The sequence below is a fragment of the Streptomyces boetiae genome (assembly GCF_031845405.1).
Classification (GTDB): Bacteria; Actinomycetota; Actinomycetes; order Streptomycetales; family Streptomycetaceae; genus Streptomyces; species Streptomyces boetiae.
Window position 1 is genome coordinate 44,233 of sequence record NZ_JAVREN010000009.1, and the last position, 19,729, is coordinate 63,961.

A 19,729-nucleotide genomic window follows, 5' to 3' on the forward strand; every position below is an offset into this window, starting at 1 on the left:
GCGCGCGCTCAGCCGCTGAGGCGGACGGGCATGATCAGGTACTTGTAGGTCTCGTCGGCCTCCGCGTCCACCGCCGGGCGGCCGCTGAGGAGGGCCGGCTTCGTCGAGGTCGTGAACGACAGCTGCGCCACGGGGGAGTCGATCGCGCTCAGGCCCTCCAGCAGGAAGCCGGGGTTGAAGGCGATCGAGATGTCGTCGCCCTCCAGCCGCGCGTCCACGCGCTCCACGGCCTGTGCGTCGTCGCTGGAGCCCGCCTCCAGGATCAGCACGCCCTGCTCGAAGGTGAGCCGGACCGGGGTGTTCCGCTCGGCGACGAGGGCCACGCGCTTGACCGCCTCCACGAAGGGCGCGGTCTCGATGACGGCCACGGAGTTGAACTCGGTGGGGAAGAGCGTGCGGTACTTGGGGAGGTCGCCCTCCAGCAGCCGCGTGGTCGTGCGGCGGCCGGCGCCCTCGAAGCCGATCAGGCCCTCGCCCGCGCCGGACCCGGAGAGGGCCAGCGCGACAGTGTCGCCGCCGCTGAGGGACTTTGCCGTGTCCAGCAGGGTCTTGGCCGGGACCAGGGCGACGGCGGAGACGTCGGAGGACTCGGGCTTCCACAAGAACTCCCGGACCGCGAAGCGGTACCGGTCGGTGGAGGCCAGCGTCACCCGGTCGCCCTCGATCTCGATCCGCACGCCGGTGAGCACCGGCAGCGTGTCGTCCCGCCCGGCGGCGATGGCCACCTGGGAGACGGCGCCCGCGAACACCTCGGCGGAGACGGTGCCGGTGGCGGTCGGCATCTCGGGCAGGGCCGGGTACTCCTCCACAGGCAGGGTGTGGAGTGTGAATCGCGAGGAGCCGCAGACCACGGTCACGCGCACGCCGTCGGAGGTGATCTCCACCGGCCGGTTCGGCAGCGCGCGGCAGATGTCGGCGAGCAGCCGGCCGGAGACGAGGACCGTGCCGCCCTCCTCGACGTCCACCTCGACGGAGACGCGGGCCGAGACCTCGTAGTCGAAGCCGGAGAGGCTCAGGGACCCCTCCTCGGCCCTCAGCAGCAGACCCGCCAGCACCGGCACCGGGGGCCGGGCCGGCAGGCTGCGGGCGGCCCACGCCACCGCCTCCGCGAGCACGTCGCGTTCCACCCGGATCTTCACTTCAGCCGCCTCCTGCTCGTGCCGTGCTGTCGTCCGCCGGCGTCCGCCGGGGCTCCAGTCTGACGCACGGCACCGACAGCGCGTGGCCGCTGGAGTCAAATCGCCTCCGGCTGGGTAGACCCGGGCGGGGCGCGGTTGTGCACAGCCCCCACTTCGAATCGAGTCTCCCGGCTTATATCCCTAGTCGTAGTAGTAGGGCCTGTGGAAACCGTGGATAAGTCCGTTCGCGCAGGTCACCCACCGTTTTTTGTGCACAGGGCCTGTGGGCGGGGCGGTGGATGAACAGGGGGGTGCTGTGGACGCCGCGCGGTTGTGCACAGGCCGTCCCCAGGCCGGCCCGGTTTCTCAACAGCTCTGTCCCCAGATCCGGAGCGGTTCTCAACAGGCCGCGCGTCGACCCGGTGTGAGCTAGTTCACCCCGAGCGGTGAGGGCGCGCGTTGCGTTGCCGAACAGTGGACAGAGCTGTGGATTGACTGTGCACAACCGCCCTTTTCCTGTGGGCGGGCGGTGGACAACGCCTCGGGTCCCTTGGGGACGACCCGCTCCGTCCACAGTCTGTGGACCGTCGCTTTCCACACTTCCACAGGCACCTGACCTGCGGGGACGTTGTTCCGGGCCGCGGGCTGTGGACGGAATTCTGGACGACACGCGCTCCCCACAGGGTGTGGACGGCCGCCCGGCGCCGTTCCTGTGGAGAACTCCCCTCCCGCGGCGCGGAATCGAACAGCCCCCGGCCGGAACTCCGGCCGGGGGCTGGGGGTGTGGGTGCGAGGAGGGGCGGCAAAGGCGCGCCGCAGGGAGGGCGTCAGCCGTTCTTGATGCGGTTGGTCAGCTCGGTGACCTGGTTGTAGATGGAGCGCCGCTCGGCCATCAGGGCCCGGATCTTGCGGTCCGCGTGCATCACCGTCGTGTGGTCGCGGCCTCCGAAGTGCTGGCCGATCTTGGGCAGCGAGAGGTCGGTCAGCTCCCGGCACAGGTACATCGCGATCTGCCGGGCCGTCACGAGGATGCGGCTGCGCGAGGAGCCCTGGAGGTCCTCGACGGTCAGCCCGAAGTAGTCCGCGACGGCCGAGGAGATGGCGTCCGAGGTGATCTCCGGGGTGGCGTCCTCGCCGCCGGGGATGAGGTCCTTCAGCACGATCTCGGTGAGGCCGAGGTCCACCGGCTGCCGGTTGAGGCTGGCGAAGGCGGTGACCCGGATCAGCGCGCCCTCCAGCTCGCGGATGTTGCGCGAGATCCGCGAGGCGATGAACTCCAGCACCTCGGGAGGGGCGTTGAGCTGCTCCTGCACCGCCTTCTTGCGCAGGATGGCGATACGCGTCTCCAGCTCGGGCGGCTGGACGTCGGTGATCAGGCCCCACTCGAAACGGTTCCGCAGCCGGTCCTCCAGGGTGATCAGCTGCTTCGGCGGCCGGTCGGAGGACAGGACGATCTGCTTATTGGCGTTGTGCAGGGTGTTGAAGGTGTGGAAGAACTCCTCCTGCGTGGACTCCTTGCTCGCCAGGAACTGCACGTCGTCCACCAGCAGGATGTCCATGTCCCGGTACCGCTTGCGGAACGCGTCCGCCTTGCCGTCCCGGATGGAGTTGATGAACTCGTTGGTGAACTCCTCGGAGCTGACGTACCGCACGCGCGTGCCCGGGTAGAGGCTGCGGGCGTAGTGCCCGATGGCGTGCAGGAGGTGCGTCTTGCCCAGGCCCGACTCCCCGTAGATGAACAGGGGGTTGTACGCCTTGGCTGGCGCCTCGGCCACGGCCACCGCCGCCGCGTGCGCGAAGCGGTTGGACGCGCCGATGACGAAGGTGTCGAAGAGGTACTTCGGGTTCAGGCGCGCCGTGGGCTCGCCCGGCCCGGGGGCCGGCTGCTGCCGGTCGGAGGCGGGCGGGCCCGGGGGGCGGCCGGTGCCGTGGCCGCCGTTGGGGCCGGGCGCGTACCGCTGCTCGTACGGCGCGTGCTGCTCGTAGGGGTCGGGGCGGCCGTACGCGGCGTAGTCGTCGCGCGGCGGCTGCCAGCCGCCCATGACCCGGGCGCCCGGCCGGGGCGCGTCCGGGTGGTCGGGGTACGCCGGGCGCGCGGCGGGCAGCTCGTGCCCGTGATAGGGGTCCCCGGCGTACGGCCCGTGCGGCTCCTCGCGCGGCGGCGGGACCTGGGGCTGGCGCTGCATCGGCGGCGGAGCCTGCCGGGCGGGCGGCGCGGGCTCGGGGGGCGGCGCGGTGACGGTGATCGCCAGCCGGATGGGCTGGCCGCACTCCTGGCTGAGGACGTCGCTGATCAGGGGCGCGAGGCGGCCCTCCAGCACACTCTTCGCGTATTCGTTCGATACGCCGAGCAGGGCCGTCCCGGAGACGAGGGCCAGTGGCTGGCAGTCCTCCAGCCAGCGGTGGTCCTTGGCCTCCAGGCGGCGGCCGTCGGCGAGCATGGAGGTCAGAGCCCGTGGCCAGACCGCGGCAAGGTCTGCGGGTAGGTCAGCCACGCGGCACGCTCTCTCACTCGCTGGGGGTACCTCCCTGCCCTGGCTCCGCCCGGGGTGCCCCGTGCGGGGGAAGGTGGTGCCGGCGTCGTAGGCCGCCCGGTGGTGTGACGGCGCAGGGGTCGGGAAATGATTCCGAGTTCAGCAACGGTAGTCAGCGCGCCTGCCCCGCATCAAGTCATTGTCCACAGGGTGTGTACGGGGGTGGGCCGTCCGGGTTTGACCCGTGGGACGCCTCGCGCGTACCGTTGCGAGGTCGAGTCGTCGACGGCTGCTGCCGCCTGCCTTTCGAAAGGCCCGCGGGCCCCGGCCCGGCCGGTGCCGCGAGTTCCTCGTGGGCGCACGGTGACAGCCGTCGGCACCTCCCACGCCCCCGTCCCGGCAGCCCAGCGGCCGGACCGAAGATCACTGGAGCCCCCGACGTGAGCAAGCGCACCTTCCAGCCGAACAACCGGCGCCGGGCCAAGACGCACGGCTTCCGGCTGCGGATGCGGACCCGGGCCGGCCGCGCCATCATCGCCAACCGCCGCAGCAAGGGCCGCGCCCGCCTGTCGGCCTAAGGCTCAGGTCCGCGCAGGTCAGAGCAGGTCATGCGGTGCTGCCCCCCGAGAACCGGCTGAGGCGGCGCGAGGACTTCGCGACCGCGATGCGCCGGGGGCGCAGGGCCGGGCGCCCGCACCTCGTCGTCCATCTGAGCGGCCGAACGGACCCGCACGAGGCGGGAGAGGATGTCTCTCCGCCGCGTGCGGGTTTCGTCGTCAGCAAGGCCGTGGGGAACGCGGTGGTGCGCAATCGCGTCCAGCGGCGCCTGCGGCACCTGGTGCGGGAACGCCTGTCCGAGCTGCCCGCCGGTAGCCTGGTCGTGGTGCGGGCCCTGCCCGGCGCGGGCGAGGCTCCTGCCGGCCGGCTGGCCAGGGACCTGGACGCCGCGCTGGAGCGCCTGCTGGGAGGGGTACGGTCGTGAAGTACCCGCTGCTGCTGCTGATCAAGCTGTATCAGTGGACCATCAGCCCGCTGCTCGGCCCGGTCTGCCGTTACTACCCGTCGTGCTCCCACTACGGGTATGGCGCCATTGACCGGCACGGTGCCGTCAAGGGCACCGCGCTGACCGCTTGGCGCATCCTGCGTTGCAACCCCTGGTCGCCCGGCGGGGTCGACCACGTCCCGCCGCGGAAACGCCCGGTGTGGCATCAGCGTCTTCCCGGCCGCCGGCGGGCCGCGAGCCACGCCTCGCCCGGGGGTGCCCCCAACAATGCCCAAGGAGCCTGACCCGTGGACACGATCAATTCGATCCTCAGTCCGCTGTACTGGGTAGTCACCCAGATCATCATCCTCTTCCACGAGCTGTACAGCTTCGTCTTCGACGAAGACAGCGGCTGGGCGTGGGGACTGTCGATCGTCTCGCTCGTGATCGTGATCCGCATCGCGCTGATCCCCCTCTTCGTGCGGCAGATCAAGGCCACGCGGAACCTCCAGGCGCTCCAGCCGCGGATGAAGAAGATCCAGGAGCGGTACAAGAACGACCGGCAGCGTCAGTCCGAAGAGATGATGAAGCTGTACCGGGAGACGGGCACCAACCCGTTGTCCAGCTGCCTGCCGATCCTCGCGCAGTCGCCGTTCTTCATCGCGCTTTTCCAGGTGCTGAACCACATCGCCAACAACGACGAGGTCGGCGCGCTGAGCGCCGAGCAGGTGGACAGCGCCCGCGAGGCCACCGTCTTCGGGGCGCCGATCGCCACCCGCTTCATGGACAGCGCGAGCGAGATCGCGGCCTTGGGGGCCTCGCTGACCCAGGTCCGGGTCGTCACCGTCATCATGATCGTGCTGATGTCGGCCTCGCAGTTCTTCACCCAGCGCCAGCTGATGACGAAGAACGTCGACCTCTCGGTGAAGACGCCGTTCATGAATCAGCAGAAGATGCTGATGTACGTCTTCCCCATCATGTTCGCCGTCTTCGGCATCAACTTCCCCGTCGGCGTCCTGATCTACTGGCTGACCACCAACATCTGGTCCATGGGCCAGCAGATGTTCGTGATCCAGCGCAACCCCACCCCGGGCAGCATCGCCTACCGCAACCGCCAGGAGCGCCTGCGGAAGAAGGGCAAGCTCACCGAGGAGCCGGCCAAGGCCGACCTGAAGAAGCAGGGCGACGCCGCGCGCCCCGTCCGCACGCAGCCGAAGCGGCAGACGAAGGCCCAGCGCCAGTCCGGCGGCGCCCAGGCGGGCGGGCAGGGGACGGCCGCGAGCCAGGCGGAGGAAGAGTCCGCGGAGGAGACCGGGGGCGGCGGGGCCGCGCCGGCGGCCAAGGAGTCCGCTCCCCGGCCGCAGCGCCAGCAGCCCCAGCGCCAGCAGGGCAAGAAGCAGCAGCAGAAGAAGGCGCAGCCGGGCAAGCCCAGGTCGTCCGCGAAGACCAAGAAGTAGCAACGCGTGAAGGGATCCCACCCGTGACGGACACCACCTCGACCGCCACCGAGGACACCGACGTCCTCTCCCGCCTGGAGCAGGAGGGCGAGATCGCGGCCGACTACCTTGAGGGGCTGCTGGACATCGCGGACCTCGACGGCGACATCGACATGGACGTCGAAACCGACCGGGCGGCGGTGTCCATCATCTCCGAGGGGCCGGCCCGTGACCTCCAGAAGCTGGTCGGCCGGGACGGCGAGGTGCTGGAGGCCCTCCAGGAGCTGACCCGGCTCGCGGTGCTGCGCGAGACCGGCGAGCGCAGCCGGCTGATGCTGGACATCGCCGGGCACCGCGCCCGGAAGCGGGAGAAGCTGACCGCCCTGGGCGAGCAGGCCGCGCAGCAGGCCAAGGAGACGGGCGAGCCGGTGAAGCTCAAGCCCATGACGCCCTTCGAGCGCAAGGTCGTCCACGACGCCGTGGCGGCGGCCGGCCTGCGCAGCGAGTCCGAGGGCGAGGAGCCGCAGCGCCGCGTGGTCGTCCTGCCGTGACACCCGCCGACGACCGGGACGGCCCTCCCGGGCCGCCGCCCGAGGCGGCGGATGTCTTCGGGGACCGGCTGCCGGAGGCCGTGCGGTACGCCGAGCTGCTGGCCGACGTCGCCGTCCGGCGCGGGCTCATCGGTCCGCGCGAGGTGCCGCGGCTGTGGGAGCGCCACCTGCTGAACTGCGCGGTGGTCGCCGAGGTCGTTCCCGAGCGGGTCACCGTCTGCGACGTGGGCTCCGGCGCCGGCCTGCCGGGCATCCCGCTGGCCCTGGTCCGCCCCGATTTGCGGATCACACTGCTGGAGCCGCTGCTGCGCCGCACCAACTTCCTCTCCGAGGTCGTGGAGCTGCTGGGCCTGGAGGAGCAGGTGACCGTCGTGCGCGGGCGGGCCGAAGAGGTGATGAACGGCTTCCCGCCGGTCCACGTGGTGACCGCGCGGGCCGTCGCGCCGCTGGACCGGCTGGCCGGCTGGGGCGTGCCGCTGCTGCGCCCCTACGGCGAGATGCTGGCCATCAAGGGGGACACCGCCGAGCAGGAGCTGCGCGGGGCGCGGGCCGCGCTGGGGAAGCTGGGCGTGGTCGGCAGCTCGGTGCTGCACGTGGGCGCCGGGGTGGTGGACCCGCCGTCCACGGTCGTGCGGGTCGAGGTCGGGGAGAGCCCGGGCGGCGTGCGCTTCGCCGCCAAGCGCGCCAAGGCCGCGCGGCGCGGGGGTCGCGCCGGACGCCGGGCACAGTGAGCGGCGGGAACGGCCCGGCCGTTCCCGCCGATTCGCCCGAAGCGACGGCAAAAGAGCCGAATATATCCCCGCTGCGGAGTGTCGGCGGTTGACCCGTGGCGGCCGTCGGCATCGTGTTTCACGTGAAACGCCGCTCGCTGCTTCAGGGAATCATCAGCCGGGGCCGCGCCGCCGCGGAGCCGCGCGACCGCCGTTCCTCACCCACACGTGTGGCGCCGTTGTCCACAGGCGGCCCCTCGTCCACAAGTACGTCGTCCTCGCTGGTTCGTGACCCCCGTGACATGGCAGGCTTGCACAGCACACAGCCTGCACGCGTCGAGGAGAGTGAACCATTGCGGTCCGACGCCAATCTCGCCGGCCGGACGGCCGATCCGGTGCCCGCCCCCCGGTCGGAGCCGGTGGACGCACCCGGCGGGGCGGTCGACATCGGCACCACCGCACCCCCGCCGGACGGCTCTCCGAGCCGGGCGGCGCAGCAGGCGGTGGAGGCGATGTACCGGGCCGGGGGAAGGCTTCCGCGTCCCTCCGAGACCCGGGTCATGATCGTCGCCAACCAGAAGGGCGGCGTCGGCAAGACCACCACCACGGTCAACCTCGCCGCCTCCCTCGCGCTGCACGGCGCCCGCGTCCTGGTGATCGACCTCGATCCCCAGGGCAACGCCTCCACGGCGCTGGGCATCGACCACCACGCCGAGGTCCCCTCCATCTACGACGTGCTGGTGGAGAGCAAGCCGCTCTCCGAAGTGGTCCAGCCCGTCCGTGACGTCGAGGGCCTCTTCTGCGCGCCGGCCACGATCGACCTGGCCGGCGCGGAGATCGAGCTGGTCTCCGTGGTCGCCCGGGAGAGCCGCCTCCAGCGGGCCATCGCCTCCTACGAGCAGCCGCTGGACTACGTCTTCATCGACTGCCCGCCCTCCCTGGGGCTGCTCACGGTGAACGCGATGGTGGCCGGCGCCGAGGTCGTCATCCCGATCCAGTGCGAGTACTACGCGCTGGAGGGCCTGGGCCAGCTGCTGCGGAACGTGGAGCTGGTCCGGGGCCACCTCAACTCCCGCCTTCACGTGTCCACGATCCTGCTCACCATGTACGACGGGCGGACCCGGCTCGCCTCGCAGGTCGCCGAGGAGGTCCGCAGCCACTTCGGGAACGAGGTGCTGCGGACCAACATCCCCCGCTCGGTGCGGATTTCGGAGGCGCCGAGCTACGGACAGACGGTGCTGACCTACGACCCGGGGTCGAGCGGCTCGCTCTCCTACCTGGAGGCGGCCCGGGAGATCGCGCTGCGCGGGGCCCCCGCCAGGCAGGAGGGTAACCAATGAGTGAACGACGCAGGGGTCTCGGGCGTGGGTTGGCCGCGCTGATCCCGCCGGCGCCGACGAGCGTCGACGAGCCGGAGGGGGCCGAACGCCCGGCGCCCGCGCCCGTCTCGCCCTCGGCGCTGCCGGTGCTCTCCCCCGACCGGGGCGTCCCGGTGCCCACGGGCCCGACGGTTCCCGTTCCCGCGGAGCCGGAGGCTGTTTCACGTGAAACGGCGGAGCCGGAGCTGCCGGCCGAGGTGGGCGGGGCGTATTTCGCCGAGCTTCCGCTGGACGCCATCACGCCCAACCCGGACCAGCCGCGCGAGTACTTCGACGAGGACGCGCTCGCGGAGCTGGTCGCCTCCGTCAAGGAGGTGGGCCTGCTCCAGCCGGTCGTGGTCCGGCAGCTCGGGCGGGAGCGGTACGAGCTCATCATGGGCGAGCGCCGCTGGAGGGCCTGCAAGGACGCGGGGCTGGAGGCCATCCCGGCCATCGTGCGGGCCACCGAGGATGACAGGATGCTCCTGGACGCCCTCCTGGAGAACCTGCACCGGGCCCAGCTCAACCCGCTGGAGGAGGCCAACGCCTACGACCAGCTGCTGCGGGACTTCAACTGCACCCACGACGAGCTGGCCGACCGGATCGGCCGCTCCCGGCCGCAGGTCACCAACACTCTCCGGCTGCTCCAGCTCTCCCCCGAGGTGCAGAAGCGGGTCGCGGCCGGGGTTCTGTCGGCCGGGCACGCGCGGGCGTTGCTCGGGGTGGAGGACGCGGCGGAGCAGGATCGGCTCGCGCACCGGATCGTGGCCGAGGGGCTGTCGGTGCGGTCGGTGGAGGAGATCGTCCGCCTCCTGGGCTCGGAGGGGAAGCGGACCCGCCGGGGTCGCGGACCCCGCGCCGGCCGGCTGATCTCGCCCGCCCTGGACGGCCTGGCCGGGCGCCTGTCCGACCGCTTCGAGACCCGGGTGAAGGTCGATCTGGGGCAGAAGAAGGGCAAGATCGTCGTCGAGTTCGCGTCGATAGAGGATCTGGAGCGGATCCTGGGCCAACTCGCCCCGGGCGAAGGGCCGGTGCTCGATCCGGCGCGCGGGGAGCGGCCCGCTCCGGAGGAGGACTGAGCCTCCGGGCGACGCGAGGGGCCCGTGGCGTTCTCCAAGGAACGCCCCGGGCCCCTCGCCCTGTCGTGATGCCTGCCCGGTGCGCAGCGCGCCGGGCGCCCCGGCGGGCGGTCAGGCGAGGAACTCGTTGAGGTCCCGCTCGATGGCCGCCTTGGGCTTGGCGCCGACGATGGTCTTCACGACGTCGCCGCCCTGGTAGACGTTCATCGTCGGGATGGAGAGGATCCCGTAGGTGGCGGCCGTCTTGGGGTTCTCGTCGATGTTGAGCTTGACGACCGTGATCTTGTCGGCGTGCTCGGCCGCGATGGCCTCCAGGGCGGGAGCGACCTGGCGGCACGGACCGCACCACTCGGCCCAGAAGTCGACCAGCACCGGCTTGTCGCTCCGGAGGACCTTCTCCTCGAAGTCGGCGTCAGTGGCGGTCACGGTGGCACCGGCCATGGTGCTTCTCCTTGTCTTTCGTGGGTTCGTGCGTGACTTGCGTGAGGTGGGAACGGATCAGACCTGGAGGTCCGAGGTGATGGACTCGGTGTCCGCCAGAGCGGCCAGGTAGCGCTCGGCGTCCAGGGCGGCGGCGCAGCCCGTGCCGGCCGCCGTGATGGCCTGGCGGTAGCTGTGGTCGACCACGTCGCCCGCGGCGAAGACGCCCGGGAGGCTGGTCCGGGTGGTGGGGGACTCGACACGGAGGTAGCCCTCGGCGTCCAGGTCGAGCTGACCCGCGAACAGCTCCACGCGCGGGTCGTGCCCGATGGCGACGAAGAGGCCGGCCACCTCCAGCGGGGAGGTCTCGCCCGTCAGCCGGTTCCGCAGCGTCAGGGAGGCGAGCTTGCCCTCCTTGCCGTGGATCTCCGCGACCTCGCTGTCCCAGACGAAGGTGATCTTCGGGTCGGCGAAGGCCCGCTCCTGCATCGCCTTGGAGGCCCGCAGGGTGTCCCGGCGGTGCACGATGGTCACCGAGCGCGCGAAGCGGGTGAGGAAGGTGGCCTCCTCCAGCGCGGTGTCGCCGCCGCCGATCACCGCGATGTCCTGCTCCCGGAAGAAGAAGCCGTCGCAGGTGGCGCAGTAGGAGACGCCGCGGCCGGAGAGCTCGTCCTCGTTCGGCAGGCCGAGCCTGCGGTGCTGGGAGCCGGTGGCCACGATGATGGCCTTGGCGGCGTGGACCGTGCCCGCGCTGTCGGTGACCTTCTTGATCTCGCCGCTCAGATCGACCGAGACGATGTCGTCCGGGACCAGCTCGGCGCCGAAGCGCTCCGCCTGGGCGCGCATGCCGTCCATCAGGTCGGGACCCATGATTCCGTCCTTGAAACCGGGGAAGTTCTCCACCTCGGTGGTGTTCATCAGCGCGCCGCCCGCGGTGACAGCGCCCTCGAAGACGAGTGGGTTGAGCGAGGCACGTGCCGTGTAGAGCGCGGCGGTGTAGCCCGCGGGTCCGGAGCCGATGATGATCACGTTGCGGACGTCGCTCACGGGATTCTTCCTTGTCTCGGGATCTGACACCCGGGGCCCCGGCGGGGACCCACAGTCCAGTAACGGATCCTAGGGTCCCAGACATTCCCGGGCCCGCGGCGCGGTCAGTCGCGCGGGTAGCTCTCCTGCACGAGAATCCGGCCGGGGGACGGAACGGGCGAGGAGCTGACGCAGGCGGCTGCCACGACGTAGGCATCCACCCGCTCGGGGTCGGCCGCGTGGGGCAGCACCACGAGGTACGCCTCCTCCCCCTCGAAGTCCTCGGGGCCCGCGGCGAGCGGCTCCTCGGGGCGGCCGATGGCCTGCTCCACGCAGGAGGGGACGACGACGGGGCCCGGCGGCATCTCCGCGGTGCTCTCCTGCTGTTCGGAGCTCGGCGGGGCTTCCCCCTCGCCGGGCTCGCCGGTGCCGCCGGGGCCCTCGGCGGCGAGCGTGCTCGCCTCGGTGCTCCCCGCGAGGAGCTGACGCACCTGGGCCTCCAGCGCCTCCTCCGCTGGGGCGCTGAGGTCCTGGGCAGCCGCCTCGCGTTCGGCCGGCGCCTCGTCGGTGGCCCCGGCGGAGAGCCCCGACGGCTGCGGTCCGCCATCCCCGTTCAGCGCGCCGAGCAGCGCCCCACCCACGCCCAGCACGGCCACGGCCGCCGCGGCGGCCAGCGCGAAGGTAGCCCGACGGTATCGACGCGGATGCCCGGCCGGAGCCGCCATGCCGCGCTGCCCCTTCTCGGGGGCGTCGGCCGTTTCACGTGAAACAGCGAGGATCGCGGCGTCGATGCGCGCGGCGACGTCCTCCGGCATGGGGCCGGGGCCGGGCAGCTCGCGGAGCTCGCGGCGCAGGGCGGCCAGCTCGGCCCGGACGGCAGCGCAGTCCGGGCAGGCGGCCAGGTGCTCGCGGAGGCGGGCCGCCCCGGCGGGGGGCATCATGTCCTCGTCCAGCTCGGCGATCTCGGCCGGGTCCGGGTGGGCCTCGTGCGCGAAGTTCATGGACGCGTTCCCCCTCCCCGCACGGCGCCGGCCTCTCCGGAATCCCTCGGTGGTGGGACGGATACGCCCGCCGCGCGGTTCCTCTGCTCAGGCGTCCGGGGGCCGAGGTGGCGCAGCAGCGGCAGGAGCCTGGCCCGCGCGCGGGCGCAGCGGCTCTTGATGGTGCCCACCGGCGTCTGCAGGATCTCGGCGGCCTCGGCGACGGGGTACCCCTGCATGTCGACCAGGACCAGGGCGGCGCGCTGCTCGGCGGGCAGCTGGTCGAGCGCGTCGCGCAGTTCGCGGCGCAGTTCCATGCGTTCGGCTGGGACCTCGGCGGACTCGTGCGGCTCCAGCAGCGTCTCCAGCCGCTCCTGCTCGGGCATCGGGTAGGTGCGCCGGGTCCTGGCCTTGCGGGCGCGGTCCAGGCAGGCGTTGACCGTGATGCGGTGCAGCCAGGTGGTGACGGCCGACTGGCCGCGGAAGGTGTGGGCGGCCCGGTAGGCGGAGACCAAGGCGTCCTGGAGGGCGTCCGCGGCCTCCTCGCGGTCGCCGAGGGTGCGCAGGGCCACGGCCCACAGCCGGTCGCGGTGCCGGCGGACCAGCTCCGAGAAGGCGTCGGGGTCGCCGGCGGCGTGGCGGGTGAGCAGCTCCTTGTCGGAGTCGGCGGCGGGGTCGCGTGGCGCGGATCTGCCCACGGCGGCTCTCCTCACGTTCTCCGGGCGAAGCGCCCTCCGCGCCCCTCGGGCCGGACGGCGGCCGGGCTACGGCCTGACGGTGATATCGGTAATGCGGCCACGGTAGTTGCCATCCGCGCCCTGGGGCAGCTCGGTGAGCCAGACGAGCACGAAGCGGGTCTCGAAGGGCTCCTCCGCGGTGAGGGTCACGGACTCGCCCGTGCCCTCGTCCAGCAGCGCGTAGTCGTCGGGGTCCCCGGGCGCGTCCCCGGCGTCGGCCGGGGCGGCGCGCAGCTCGACGCGGGTGTCCCCCACGGTGTCGACCGTCAGCGAGGAGAGGCGGCGGGGCTCGCCGAGGTCGAGGATCAGGCCGAGGCCCGGCTTCAGGTTGCCGAAGTCGGGGCCGAAGTAGTTGTCGGTGTACCAGGACGTCTCGGGGTCGCCGTCCACGGCCAGGCCGGTGTTCTCGGGATTCTCCTCGCCGTCGCGGCCGTGGGGGTCGAAGTCGGTGACCGACTCGACGGTGAGGGGGCCGTCCTCGGGCGGCGCCTCGGCCGCCGGGGGACCGCTGGGGGCCGCGGCCTCCGGCTGCGCGTCGCCCCGCAGGAGCGCGTCGGCGAGCTGCCAGCTGCCCAGGCCGAGCGCGGCGATCAGCAGCGCGGACACGCCCCACTTCAGGACGGTGCCCGTCCGGCCCGGCAGGGCGGGCGGCGACCCCGCCGCGGTGGGCGGGAGGGCCGGCGGCGGCCCGCCGGCGGCGAGCGTCCCGCGCTGGAAGGTGGTGCGCTGGTACGAGGGCAGAGCGGTGGGCGCGGGATCGGGCGGCGGGATCCGCGGCAGCTCCGCGAGGGCCTGGCCCAGCTCCTCGGGGGTGGTGCACGGCGGATCCTGGCTGGCGGCCGTGGCGCCGTTGTTCACCAGGGCGCGCATCGCCAGGTCGGACAGGCCGCGGTGGATGCCGGCCCGCACCTGCTCCGGGGCGGCCAGCGGCTCCCGGGACCCCTTGGTGAGCCCGCGCACGCCCCGCAGGCCGTAGGCCCCGTCCCCGTACGGCCAGAGCTGGGTGAGCGAGGCGTACAGCAGGGCGCCGATGGCCTCGGTGTCGGCGCGCCGCGGGTCCGGCGCGGTGATGCCTCGCAGGGCGGCGTCCACGGCCAGGCCGCGGATGCGGAATTGGCAGGGGCCGGTGCGCAGTACGGTCGCCGGGGTCAGCCGCAGGTGCGCGAGGTCCTTTCGGTGGGCCGCCGCCATCGCCGAGGAGACCTGGTTGACGAGGGCGTACGCCTCGTGCGCGTCGAGGGGGCCGGTGTGCAGGACGGTGCTCAGCGGGGCGGCGTCGGGCAGCCACTCCTGGATGACGTGCACCAGGTCGTTCTCCTCGACCGCGTCGAGGACCTGCACGAAGCGGAGGTCGCCCAGCAGGGCCGTGGAGCGGGCCGCGGCGAGCACCGCGGGGGCGCGCTCGTGGCCGGCCGGCAGGACGTGGATGCCGACGGCACGGCGCAGCTTCTCGTCCATCGCGCGCCAGCTGCTGAAGCCGTCCAGCCGGGTGATGCACTCCTCCAGCCGGTACCGCTTGCCCAGCCGGTGACCGCTGTGCAGCTCGGCGGCGGACGGGGCCTCGGGGGCCTCGTCGGTCCGCGGCTCGGCGCTCCCGTCCCCCGTGGCGTGCTGCGCGCTCGCCGGACGCTGCTCAGAGCTCGTCGCCGTGCTCCGTTCCGCCACCGTGGTTCCCGCCTCCCCGATCTTGGCTGCCGGATACTGACACTGCCAGACTCATTGTGCCGGTACTCCGTCACCCTGCACGACATGTGAGTACGGCCCGAGGTTGTACGGCGTATGGCGCCGGAGTGTCCCCGGTGCGCTTCTCCCGGGAGGATCGCCGGATCAGCGGCCCAGGCGGGAGCGGACCATGCCGACCAGGGTGGTGAGTTCCTCGATCCGCATCCGGCGGGCCGCGACGTAGAAGACCCCCAGGAGGAGCACGCCGCCCGCCGTGAGCGCGGCCAGGGAGCCCAGCAGGCCCTCGCCCAGCGCCCCCAGGAGGGCGAAGCCGACGGCGCCGCCGAGCAGCGCGGCGGGAACGCTCGCCCCGGCCAGCCGGATATAGGTGCGCACGACCCGGGGGCCGTCCAGGTCGGCCCGCATCCGGCGGCGCAGGCGGCGCCAGGCGAGCCCGACGCCCAGGGCGTAGGCCAGGCCGTAGCTGAAGCCGATGCCCGCGACGACCCACCGGTCGGGCAGGAACAGGAAGCCCGCGGCCGAGAGCACGATCCACGCGAGCGAGACGAAGACGGTGTTGTAGAACGGCGTCCGCGTGTCCTCGTAGGCGTGGAAGGCGCGCAGCACGACGTACTGGGCGGAGTAGGGGATCAGGCCCAGACCGAAGGCCATCAGGACATAGCCGAAGGAGCGTGCGCCCTCTTCGCCACCGGTGCCGAAGAGCAGGGTGCACATGGGCACGCCCAGGGCGACGAAGGCGAAGGCCAGCGGGACGATCGCCACGGCGGATGTGCGCAGGCCGTGGGAGAGGTCGTCGCGGACGGCGGCCGTGTCGCCGTCGGCGGCCGAGCGGGAGAGGCGGGGCAGCAGCGCCGCCATCACCGAGACGGTGATGATGGCCTGCGGCATCTGCCAGATCAGCAGGGCGCTGTTGTAGGCGATGAAGCCCGCGCCCGGATACCCCTGCTCCTCGGCGCTCTGGCCGGCCCCGGTGGCGAACTGGGTGATGACGATCAGGGAGACCTGATTGGCCAGGACGAAGAGCACCGCCCACTTGGCCAGCCGGGCGGCCTTGCCCATGCCGTGGCCGCGCCAGTCGAAGCGGAGGCGGATGCGGAAGCCGGTCGCCTTCAGGTAGGGCAGCATCGCCAGGCCCTGGACGACGATGCCCAGCAGCGTGCCGACGCCCAGCAGCCGCAGGCCCTCGGGCGTGATGGTCGAGACGCTGACGCCGGAGGTGCGCTGGGTCCCGTAGACCCACAGGAAGAGGCCGAAGGAGAAGATGACCACGACGTTGTTCAGCACCGGGGTCCACATCATCGGGCCGAACCGGTCGCGGGCGTTGAGGATCTGGCCGACCACCGTGTAGAAGCCGGTGAAGAAGATCGTCGGCAGGAAGTAGCGGGCGAAGGTCACCGCGACGGCGCTGCCGTCCGGGTCGTCGGCCAGGGTGGCGGACTGGACGCGGATCAGCAGGGGAGCCGCGACCATCCCCACGATCACCAGTGCGGCGAGGGCGACCATCACCAGGGTCAGCAGGCGGTTGGCGTAGGCGTCGCCACCGTCCGGCTCGTTCTTCATCGCGCGGACGAGCTGGGGGACGAAGACGGAGTTCAGGCCGCCGCCGATGATCAGGAAGTAGATCATCGAGGGCAGCGCCCAGGCGACCGTGTAGGTGTCGCCGAGCATGGTGGTGCCCAGGGCGGCGACCAGGACGAGCTGGCGGACGAAGCCGGTGATGCGGGAGACCAGGGTGCCGGCGGCCATGACGGCGCTGGAGCGCAGCAGGCTCGCGGCCCGGCCGCCGCGCGAGGGGGCGGCGGGCGCGGGCTCCTCGGGGGGCGGGACCTGCTGCTCCGCCGGGGGGCCGGGCGGGGGCGGCTGCCGGGGCGGCGGCGCCGGCGCTCCCTGCTGCTGCGGGCGCGGGTCCGCCTGCTGGTCCCGGAAGAGGTGGGCGAACGCGTCGTCCAGGCCCTCGCGGGGGTCGCGCCCGGGGGCGTGCCGGGGGTCCTGGGGGCCGGCACCCGCGCCGCCGTGCCCGGTCATCAGACCGTCGATGCCGGTGTACTCGGTGCGGCCCGGCTGGTCGCCGCGCGGCAGTCGACGGCTGAGGCCGTCCGGCTCGGGGGCCGGGGTGGGGGCCCTGCGCCGGGGGTCGGGGCCCTCGGGCGGGGGCGGCGGCTGCCCGTAGAGGGCGGTGGGGTCGGGAACGCTGCCCGGCGGGGGCGGCGGGTGGGCGGCGCGGTCGTAGAGCGCCTCGCCTACGGGGTCCTGGGCCAAGGGGTCGCGCCCGGCGTACGGGTCGTGGCCGTAGCTGTCCGCGAGGTTCGGGTCGTAGCCGGGGGCGTTGCCCGGGTCGCCGTAGGCGGGCGGCTGATAGGCCGGGGGCTGGTACGGGCCGGGCTCCCCGGCCGGGCCGCCGTGTCCCGGGGGAGGGTAGCCGCCCGCCGGGAGGCCGGGGGCACCGTAGCCGGACCCGGGGTAGTCGTGAGCCGGGTAATCGGGGCGGCCGTAGGCGCCGGCGTCGTACGCCGCCGGGTCCTGCGGGCCCGGGGCGTAGGGGTGGGGGGTCTGGCCCGCCGGGTCGTGGGGCGTGGGCCCGTCGGGGTCGTACGGGCGCCGGCGCGGGTCGCCGGGCTGGTCCCCGGTCCAGCCGGACGGGTCGCCGCCCACGTCGCCGCCTTCAGGGTCGAACGGCGCTTGCATCGCTACCCCACCTCGGATTCACGGGCCGGCGGTGACGGCCCTGGCCGGCGGCTCACTCTCGGGGACCCACCCTCTCACTCCCGGAGGGCCCGCCGGGCGTTCCTCCGCCGGTGTCGGCGCCGCTTCCACCCTCCCCCGCCGTGGCGGGGCCCCGCGCGTCCGCCGCTTCCGCCTCCGCGGTCCCGTCCGCGCCCGCCGCGCGGGCGGCGCGCTTGCGCTGGCTGTACATCCGGACGCCGGCCAGCACCACCAGCAGCAGGCCGCAGGCGATGACCACCAGCACCGTCGGCGTGATGGAGGTGACCTGCACGCTGAACTGCATCCGCTCGCCGTACGGCTCGGTGTTGCTGGCGGTGAAGAGCTGCGCCTCCAGCGTCACCTGGCCGTTGGCGCGGGCGTCGGCCTCGAAGCGCACGGACATGTTCTGCCCGCCGGGGATGGTGATCTCCTGGGCCTCGCTGACCCGGAGGCCCAACTGCCGGCTGGAGAGAAGCCGCAGCTCCAGGTTGCGAACGTCCTGGATCAGGTCGTTCTGCACGGTGACCGGGATGACCGCGCTGCGGCCGGAGAGGGTGATCGGGGTCTTCTGGATCAGGTAGACCCGCTCGGTGAGGCTGACCAGGCCGGACTGCACGGTGGAGCGGTAGTCCTCGGCCTCCTCCGGCCTTCCGCGCCAGGAGGCCGACATCTCGCGGCGGATGGCGTTGCCGAAGGGGGCCTCGACACGGTCGGGCTCGGTCAGGATGACGACGAAGTCCTCCAGCGTGCGCTGCGTCTCCCGCATAGCCTGGAAGGCGCTGGTGGGCAGCTCCTGCGCACGCAGCCCCTCGGGGTAGGCGTTCGCGGAGGGCACCTCGCGGTTCGCGGCCGGGTCGGGCTCCTCCGTCGCGGCGGTGCCCAGGTCGGTGAACGAAATCCAGTCGGCCTCGTCCCGCAGCGTGGTCAGGGCGCTCGCCATCGCCTCGGCCTGCGGCCCGGTCAGCACCCGCTGGGGGGCCAGGACGATGCTGCGGTCCTGCTCCGCGGACTCCCCGGCGATGGCCAGCGTCTGCCCGAGCAGCTCCTGCTGGGCGAGGGTGGCCGCGCCCGCGCCGGTCAGTTCCTCCTCGAAGAGGGTGGAGAGCCGGGCGTCGGCGACAACGGCCGTGGTGCCGCCGCCGAGGGGGCGGGCGGCGCCGGGCGTGTGGCCGAGGGAGTCGCCGGGCCGCAGGCTGTCGCTGCGGGTGATGACCCGGTCCGCCCCGGCCGAGGTGGCCGCCGAGACGATCTCGGGGTCGATGGCGCCCTCCACGGGCCAGGCGTAGGCGGTGGAGGCCCGCACGCCCGGCAGCACGGTCTCCACGGTGGTGGCCGCGACCTCGGTGGCGTCGGCGAAGTGGCCCAGCGCGCCGGGGACGTCCATGCCCTGGTGGGCGAGCGAGGCGACGTCGGGGTCCCCGAAGGGGAGGGCGACCACCTCGCGCTGCCCGATCGCCCGCTCCAGGTCCAGCAGCCAGGCTCGCGCCTCGTCCTGGCCGTCGCCCTCGGTCAGTCGGCCGTCCTCGTAGACCTGATAGGGATCGGTCATCGCGTCCACGGAGGCCAGCAGGTCGGGGTCGATCACCCAGGTCACGGGGAGCCCCGCGCCCAGGGAGACCAGCCGGTCCAGCCGGCCGCCGGGGGAGATCTCGGTGAGGAGCGTGTCGTCGAGGAAGGTCGGGGTCTGCTCCTCGTCGGCCCCGGTCTGGGCCGTCATGTGGGTGTCGGAGACCAGGGGCCACAGCACGCTCAGCCGGGTCCGCTCCGCGTCGGGCGAGGCCGGCTCGGGCTGCCAGGGCACCACGGTGCGGCCCGTGCCCAGGATCTGCGTCCAGCGGGCGTCCTCGCGTTGCCCGGTCAGCCCCACCGCCACCTGGTAGGCCCCGGCCTCGCCCAGGCGCAGGTCCTCGATCGGCACCTGGAGGGCGAACGTCGCGGACATGCCCGGCGCGAGGGTGCCGATCGGCTGCTCCGAGGCGCGGATGATCCCGCCGTCCAGGGCGTTGTCGAAGTCGGTGCGGTCCATGGCGCGGTCGATGGCCGAGCGGGTGGTCAGCGGCACGCCTGTCCTGGCGGCCACGGAGCTGTCGATGATCGGGGATGTGCCCTCGTTGGTGACCGTGCCGCGCACGGTGAGGGTCTCGTCGTCGGCGTCGGGGACGGCCGGGCTCAGCTCGGTGAGGGAGATGGTGGCGCTGCGGCGGCCCGTGCCGACGTCGTCGGCGGGGGCCGCGGCGGGCGCGGCGGAGGCGGGCAGCGTGCCCGGGAGGAGGGGGACCGCCACGAGGGCGGCCAGCAGGGCCCCGAGCCGCCGTGCACGGCGGCGGAGCCTCACGCGTTCCCGTGTCCCCGACCCTGCCACGCGCGTCAGCCCCGTTCCCTCGGTGTCTCGCTTCCGGGATCGCTCAACCCGCCCTCATGGTAACGATGATCGGCCTCCGGCCGCTCCGCGGAACGGCCCCGCCCCGGCGG

General features: G+C 73.1%; 16 protein-coding genes and 1 pseudogene. 8 read left to right on the plus strand and 9 right to left on the minus strand.

Going from position 1 to position 19,729, the window contains the following annotated elements:
* Positions 1–8: 8 nt before the first annotated feature.
* Both dnaN and dnaA read right to left on the minus strand, forming a co-directional pair.
* A complete protein-coding gene (gene dnaN / locus RM780_RS08665) occupies positions 9–1,139 on the minus strand; it encodes a DNA polymerase III subunit beta (RefSeq protein WP_311629975.1) in 1,131 nt (376 codons plus the stop codon).
* Between the two features lie 806 nt (positions 1,140–1,945).
* Positions 1,946–3,490, minus strand: a pseudogene (gene dnaA, locus RM780_RS08670) (chromosomal replication initiator protein DnaA); the annotation flags it as partial.
* A gap of 542 nt (positions 3,491–4,032) precedes the next feature.
* Between dnaA and rpmH the strand changes: the two are divergent.
* The 8 genes from rpmH to RM780_RS08710 all read left to right on the plus strand — a co-directional run bounded on the left by rpmH (position 4,033) and on the right by RM780_RS08710 (position 9,708).
* Positions 4,033–4,170, plus strand: a complete 138-nt coding sequence (rpmH, locus tag RM780_RS08675; RefSeq protein ID WP_016472057.1) for a 50S ribosomal protein L34 — start codon at positions 4,033–4,035, stop codon at positions 4,168–4,170.
* A gap of 35 nt (positions 4,171–4,205) precedes the next feature.
* On the plus strand, positions 4,206–4,574 hold the full coding sequence (gene rnpA, locus RM780_RS08680; protein ID WP_311629977.1) for a ribonuclease P protein component: 369 nt from the start codon (positions 4,206–4,208) through the stop codon (positions 4,572–4,574).
* Positions 4,571–4,879 carry a membrane protein insertion efficiency factor YidD gene (yidD, locus tag RM780_RS08685; RefSeq protein WP_311629978.1) on the plus strand — a complete coding sequence of 103 codons (309 nt, stop codon included), beginning with the start codon at positions 4,571–4,573 and terminating at the stop codon, positions 4,877–4,879. The genes rnpA and yidD overlap by 4 nt, the downstream gene beginning before the upstream one ends.
* Before the next feature lie 12 nt (positions 4,880–4,891).
* Positions 4,892–6,031 carry a membrane protein insertase YidC gene (gene yidC / locus RM780_RS08690; RefSeq protein ID WP_311630091.1) on the plus strand — a complete coding sequence of 380 codons (1,140 nt, stop codon included), beginning with the start codon at positions 4,892–4,894 and terminating at the stop codon, positions 6,029–6,031.
* 23 nt (positions 6,032–6,054) lie between these two features.
* A complete protein-coding gene (locus RM780_RS08695; protein ID WP_311629979.1) occupies positions 6,055–6,561 on the plus strand; it encodes a Jag family protein in 507 nt (168 codons plus the stop codon).
* On the plus strand, positions 6,558–7,292 hold the full coding sequence (gene rsmG / locus RM780_RS08700) for a 16S rRNA (guanine(527)-N(7))-methyltransferase RsmG (protein WP_311629980.1): 735 nt from the start codon (positions 6,558–6,560) through the stop codon (positions 7,290–7,292). Before RM780_RS08695 ends, rsmG begins: the two co-directional genes overlap by 4 nt.
* A 281-nt stretch (positions 7,293–7,573) precedes the next feature.
* Positions 7,574–8,611, plus strand: coding sequence for a ParA family protein (locus RM780_RS08705; RefSeq protein WP_311629981.1), 1,038 nt, complete (start codon positions 7,574–7,576; stop codon positions 8,609–8,611).
* Positions 8,608–9,708, plus strand: coding sequence for a ParB/RepB/Spo0J family partition protein (locus tag RM780_RS08710; RefSeq protein WP_311629982.1), 1,101 nt, complete (start codon positions 8,608–8,610; stop codon positions 9,706–9,708). Before RM780_RS08705 ends, RM780_RS08710 begins: the two co-directional genes overlap by 4 nt.
* A 111-nt stretch (positions 9,709–9,819) precedes the next feature.
* Here the strand turns inward: RM780_RS08710 and trxA are convergent, their stop codons facing one another.
* From trxA to RM780_RS08745, 7 genes are all read right to left on the minus strand, one after another.
* Entirely contained in the window at positions 9,820–10,149 is a 330-nt protein-coding gene (gene trxA / locus RM780_RS08715) for a thioredoxin (protein WP_311629983.1), read from the minus strand.
* A gap of 57 nt (positions 10,150–10,206) precedes the next feature.
* The gene (gene trxB / locus RM780_RS08720) at positions 10,207–11,175 is read right to left on the minus strand and encodes a thioredoxin-disulfide reductase (RefSeq protein ID WP_311629984.1); all 969 of its coding nucleotides are present in this window, start codon (positions 11,173–11,175) and stop codon (positions 10,207–10,209) included.
* 104 nt (positions 11,176–11,279) lie between these two features.
* Positions 11,280–12,155: an anti-sigma factor family protein gene (locus RM780_RS08725; RefSeq protein WP_311629985.1), complete on the minus strand. Its 876-nt coding sequence runs from the start codon at positions 12,153–12,155 to the stop codon at positions 11,280–11,282.
* Positions 12,152–12,832 carry an RNA polymerase sigma factor SigM gene (gene sigM, locus RM780_RS08730; RefSeq protein WP_311629986.1) on the minus strand — a complete coding sequence of 227 codons (681 nt, stop codon included), beginning with the start codon at positions 12,830–12,832 and terminating at the stop codon, positions 12,152–12,154. Before sigM ends, RM780_RS08725 begins: the two co-directional genes overlap by 4 nt.
* 66 nt (positions 12,833–12,898) lie before the next feature.
* Positions 12,899–14,536: a protein kinase family protein gene (locus RM780_RS08735; protein ID WP_311629987.1), complete on the minus strand. Its 1,638-nt coding sequence runs from the start codon at positions 14,534–14,536 to the stop codon at positions 12,899–12,901.
* 162 nt (positions 14,537–14,698) lie between these two features.
* The gene (gene murJ / locus RM780_RS08740) at positions 14,699–17,239 is read right to left on the minus strand and encodes a murein biosynthesis integral membrane protein MurJ (RefSeq protein WP_311629988.1); all 2,541 of its coding nucleotides are present in this window, start codon (positions 17,237–17,239) and stop codon (positions 14,699–14,701) included.
* Between the two features lie 52 nt (positions 17,240–17,291).
* Positions 17,292–19,592 carry a DUF6049 family protein gene (locus RM780_RS08745; protein WP_311629989.1) on the minus strand — a complete coding sequence of 767 codons (2,301 nt, stop codon included), beginning with the start codon at positions 19,590–19,592 and terminating at the stop codon, positions 17,292–17,294.
* Between the last annotated feature and the right edge of the window lie 137 nt (positions 19,593–19,729).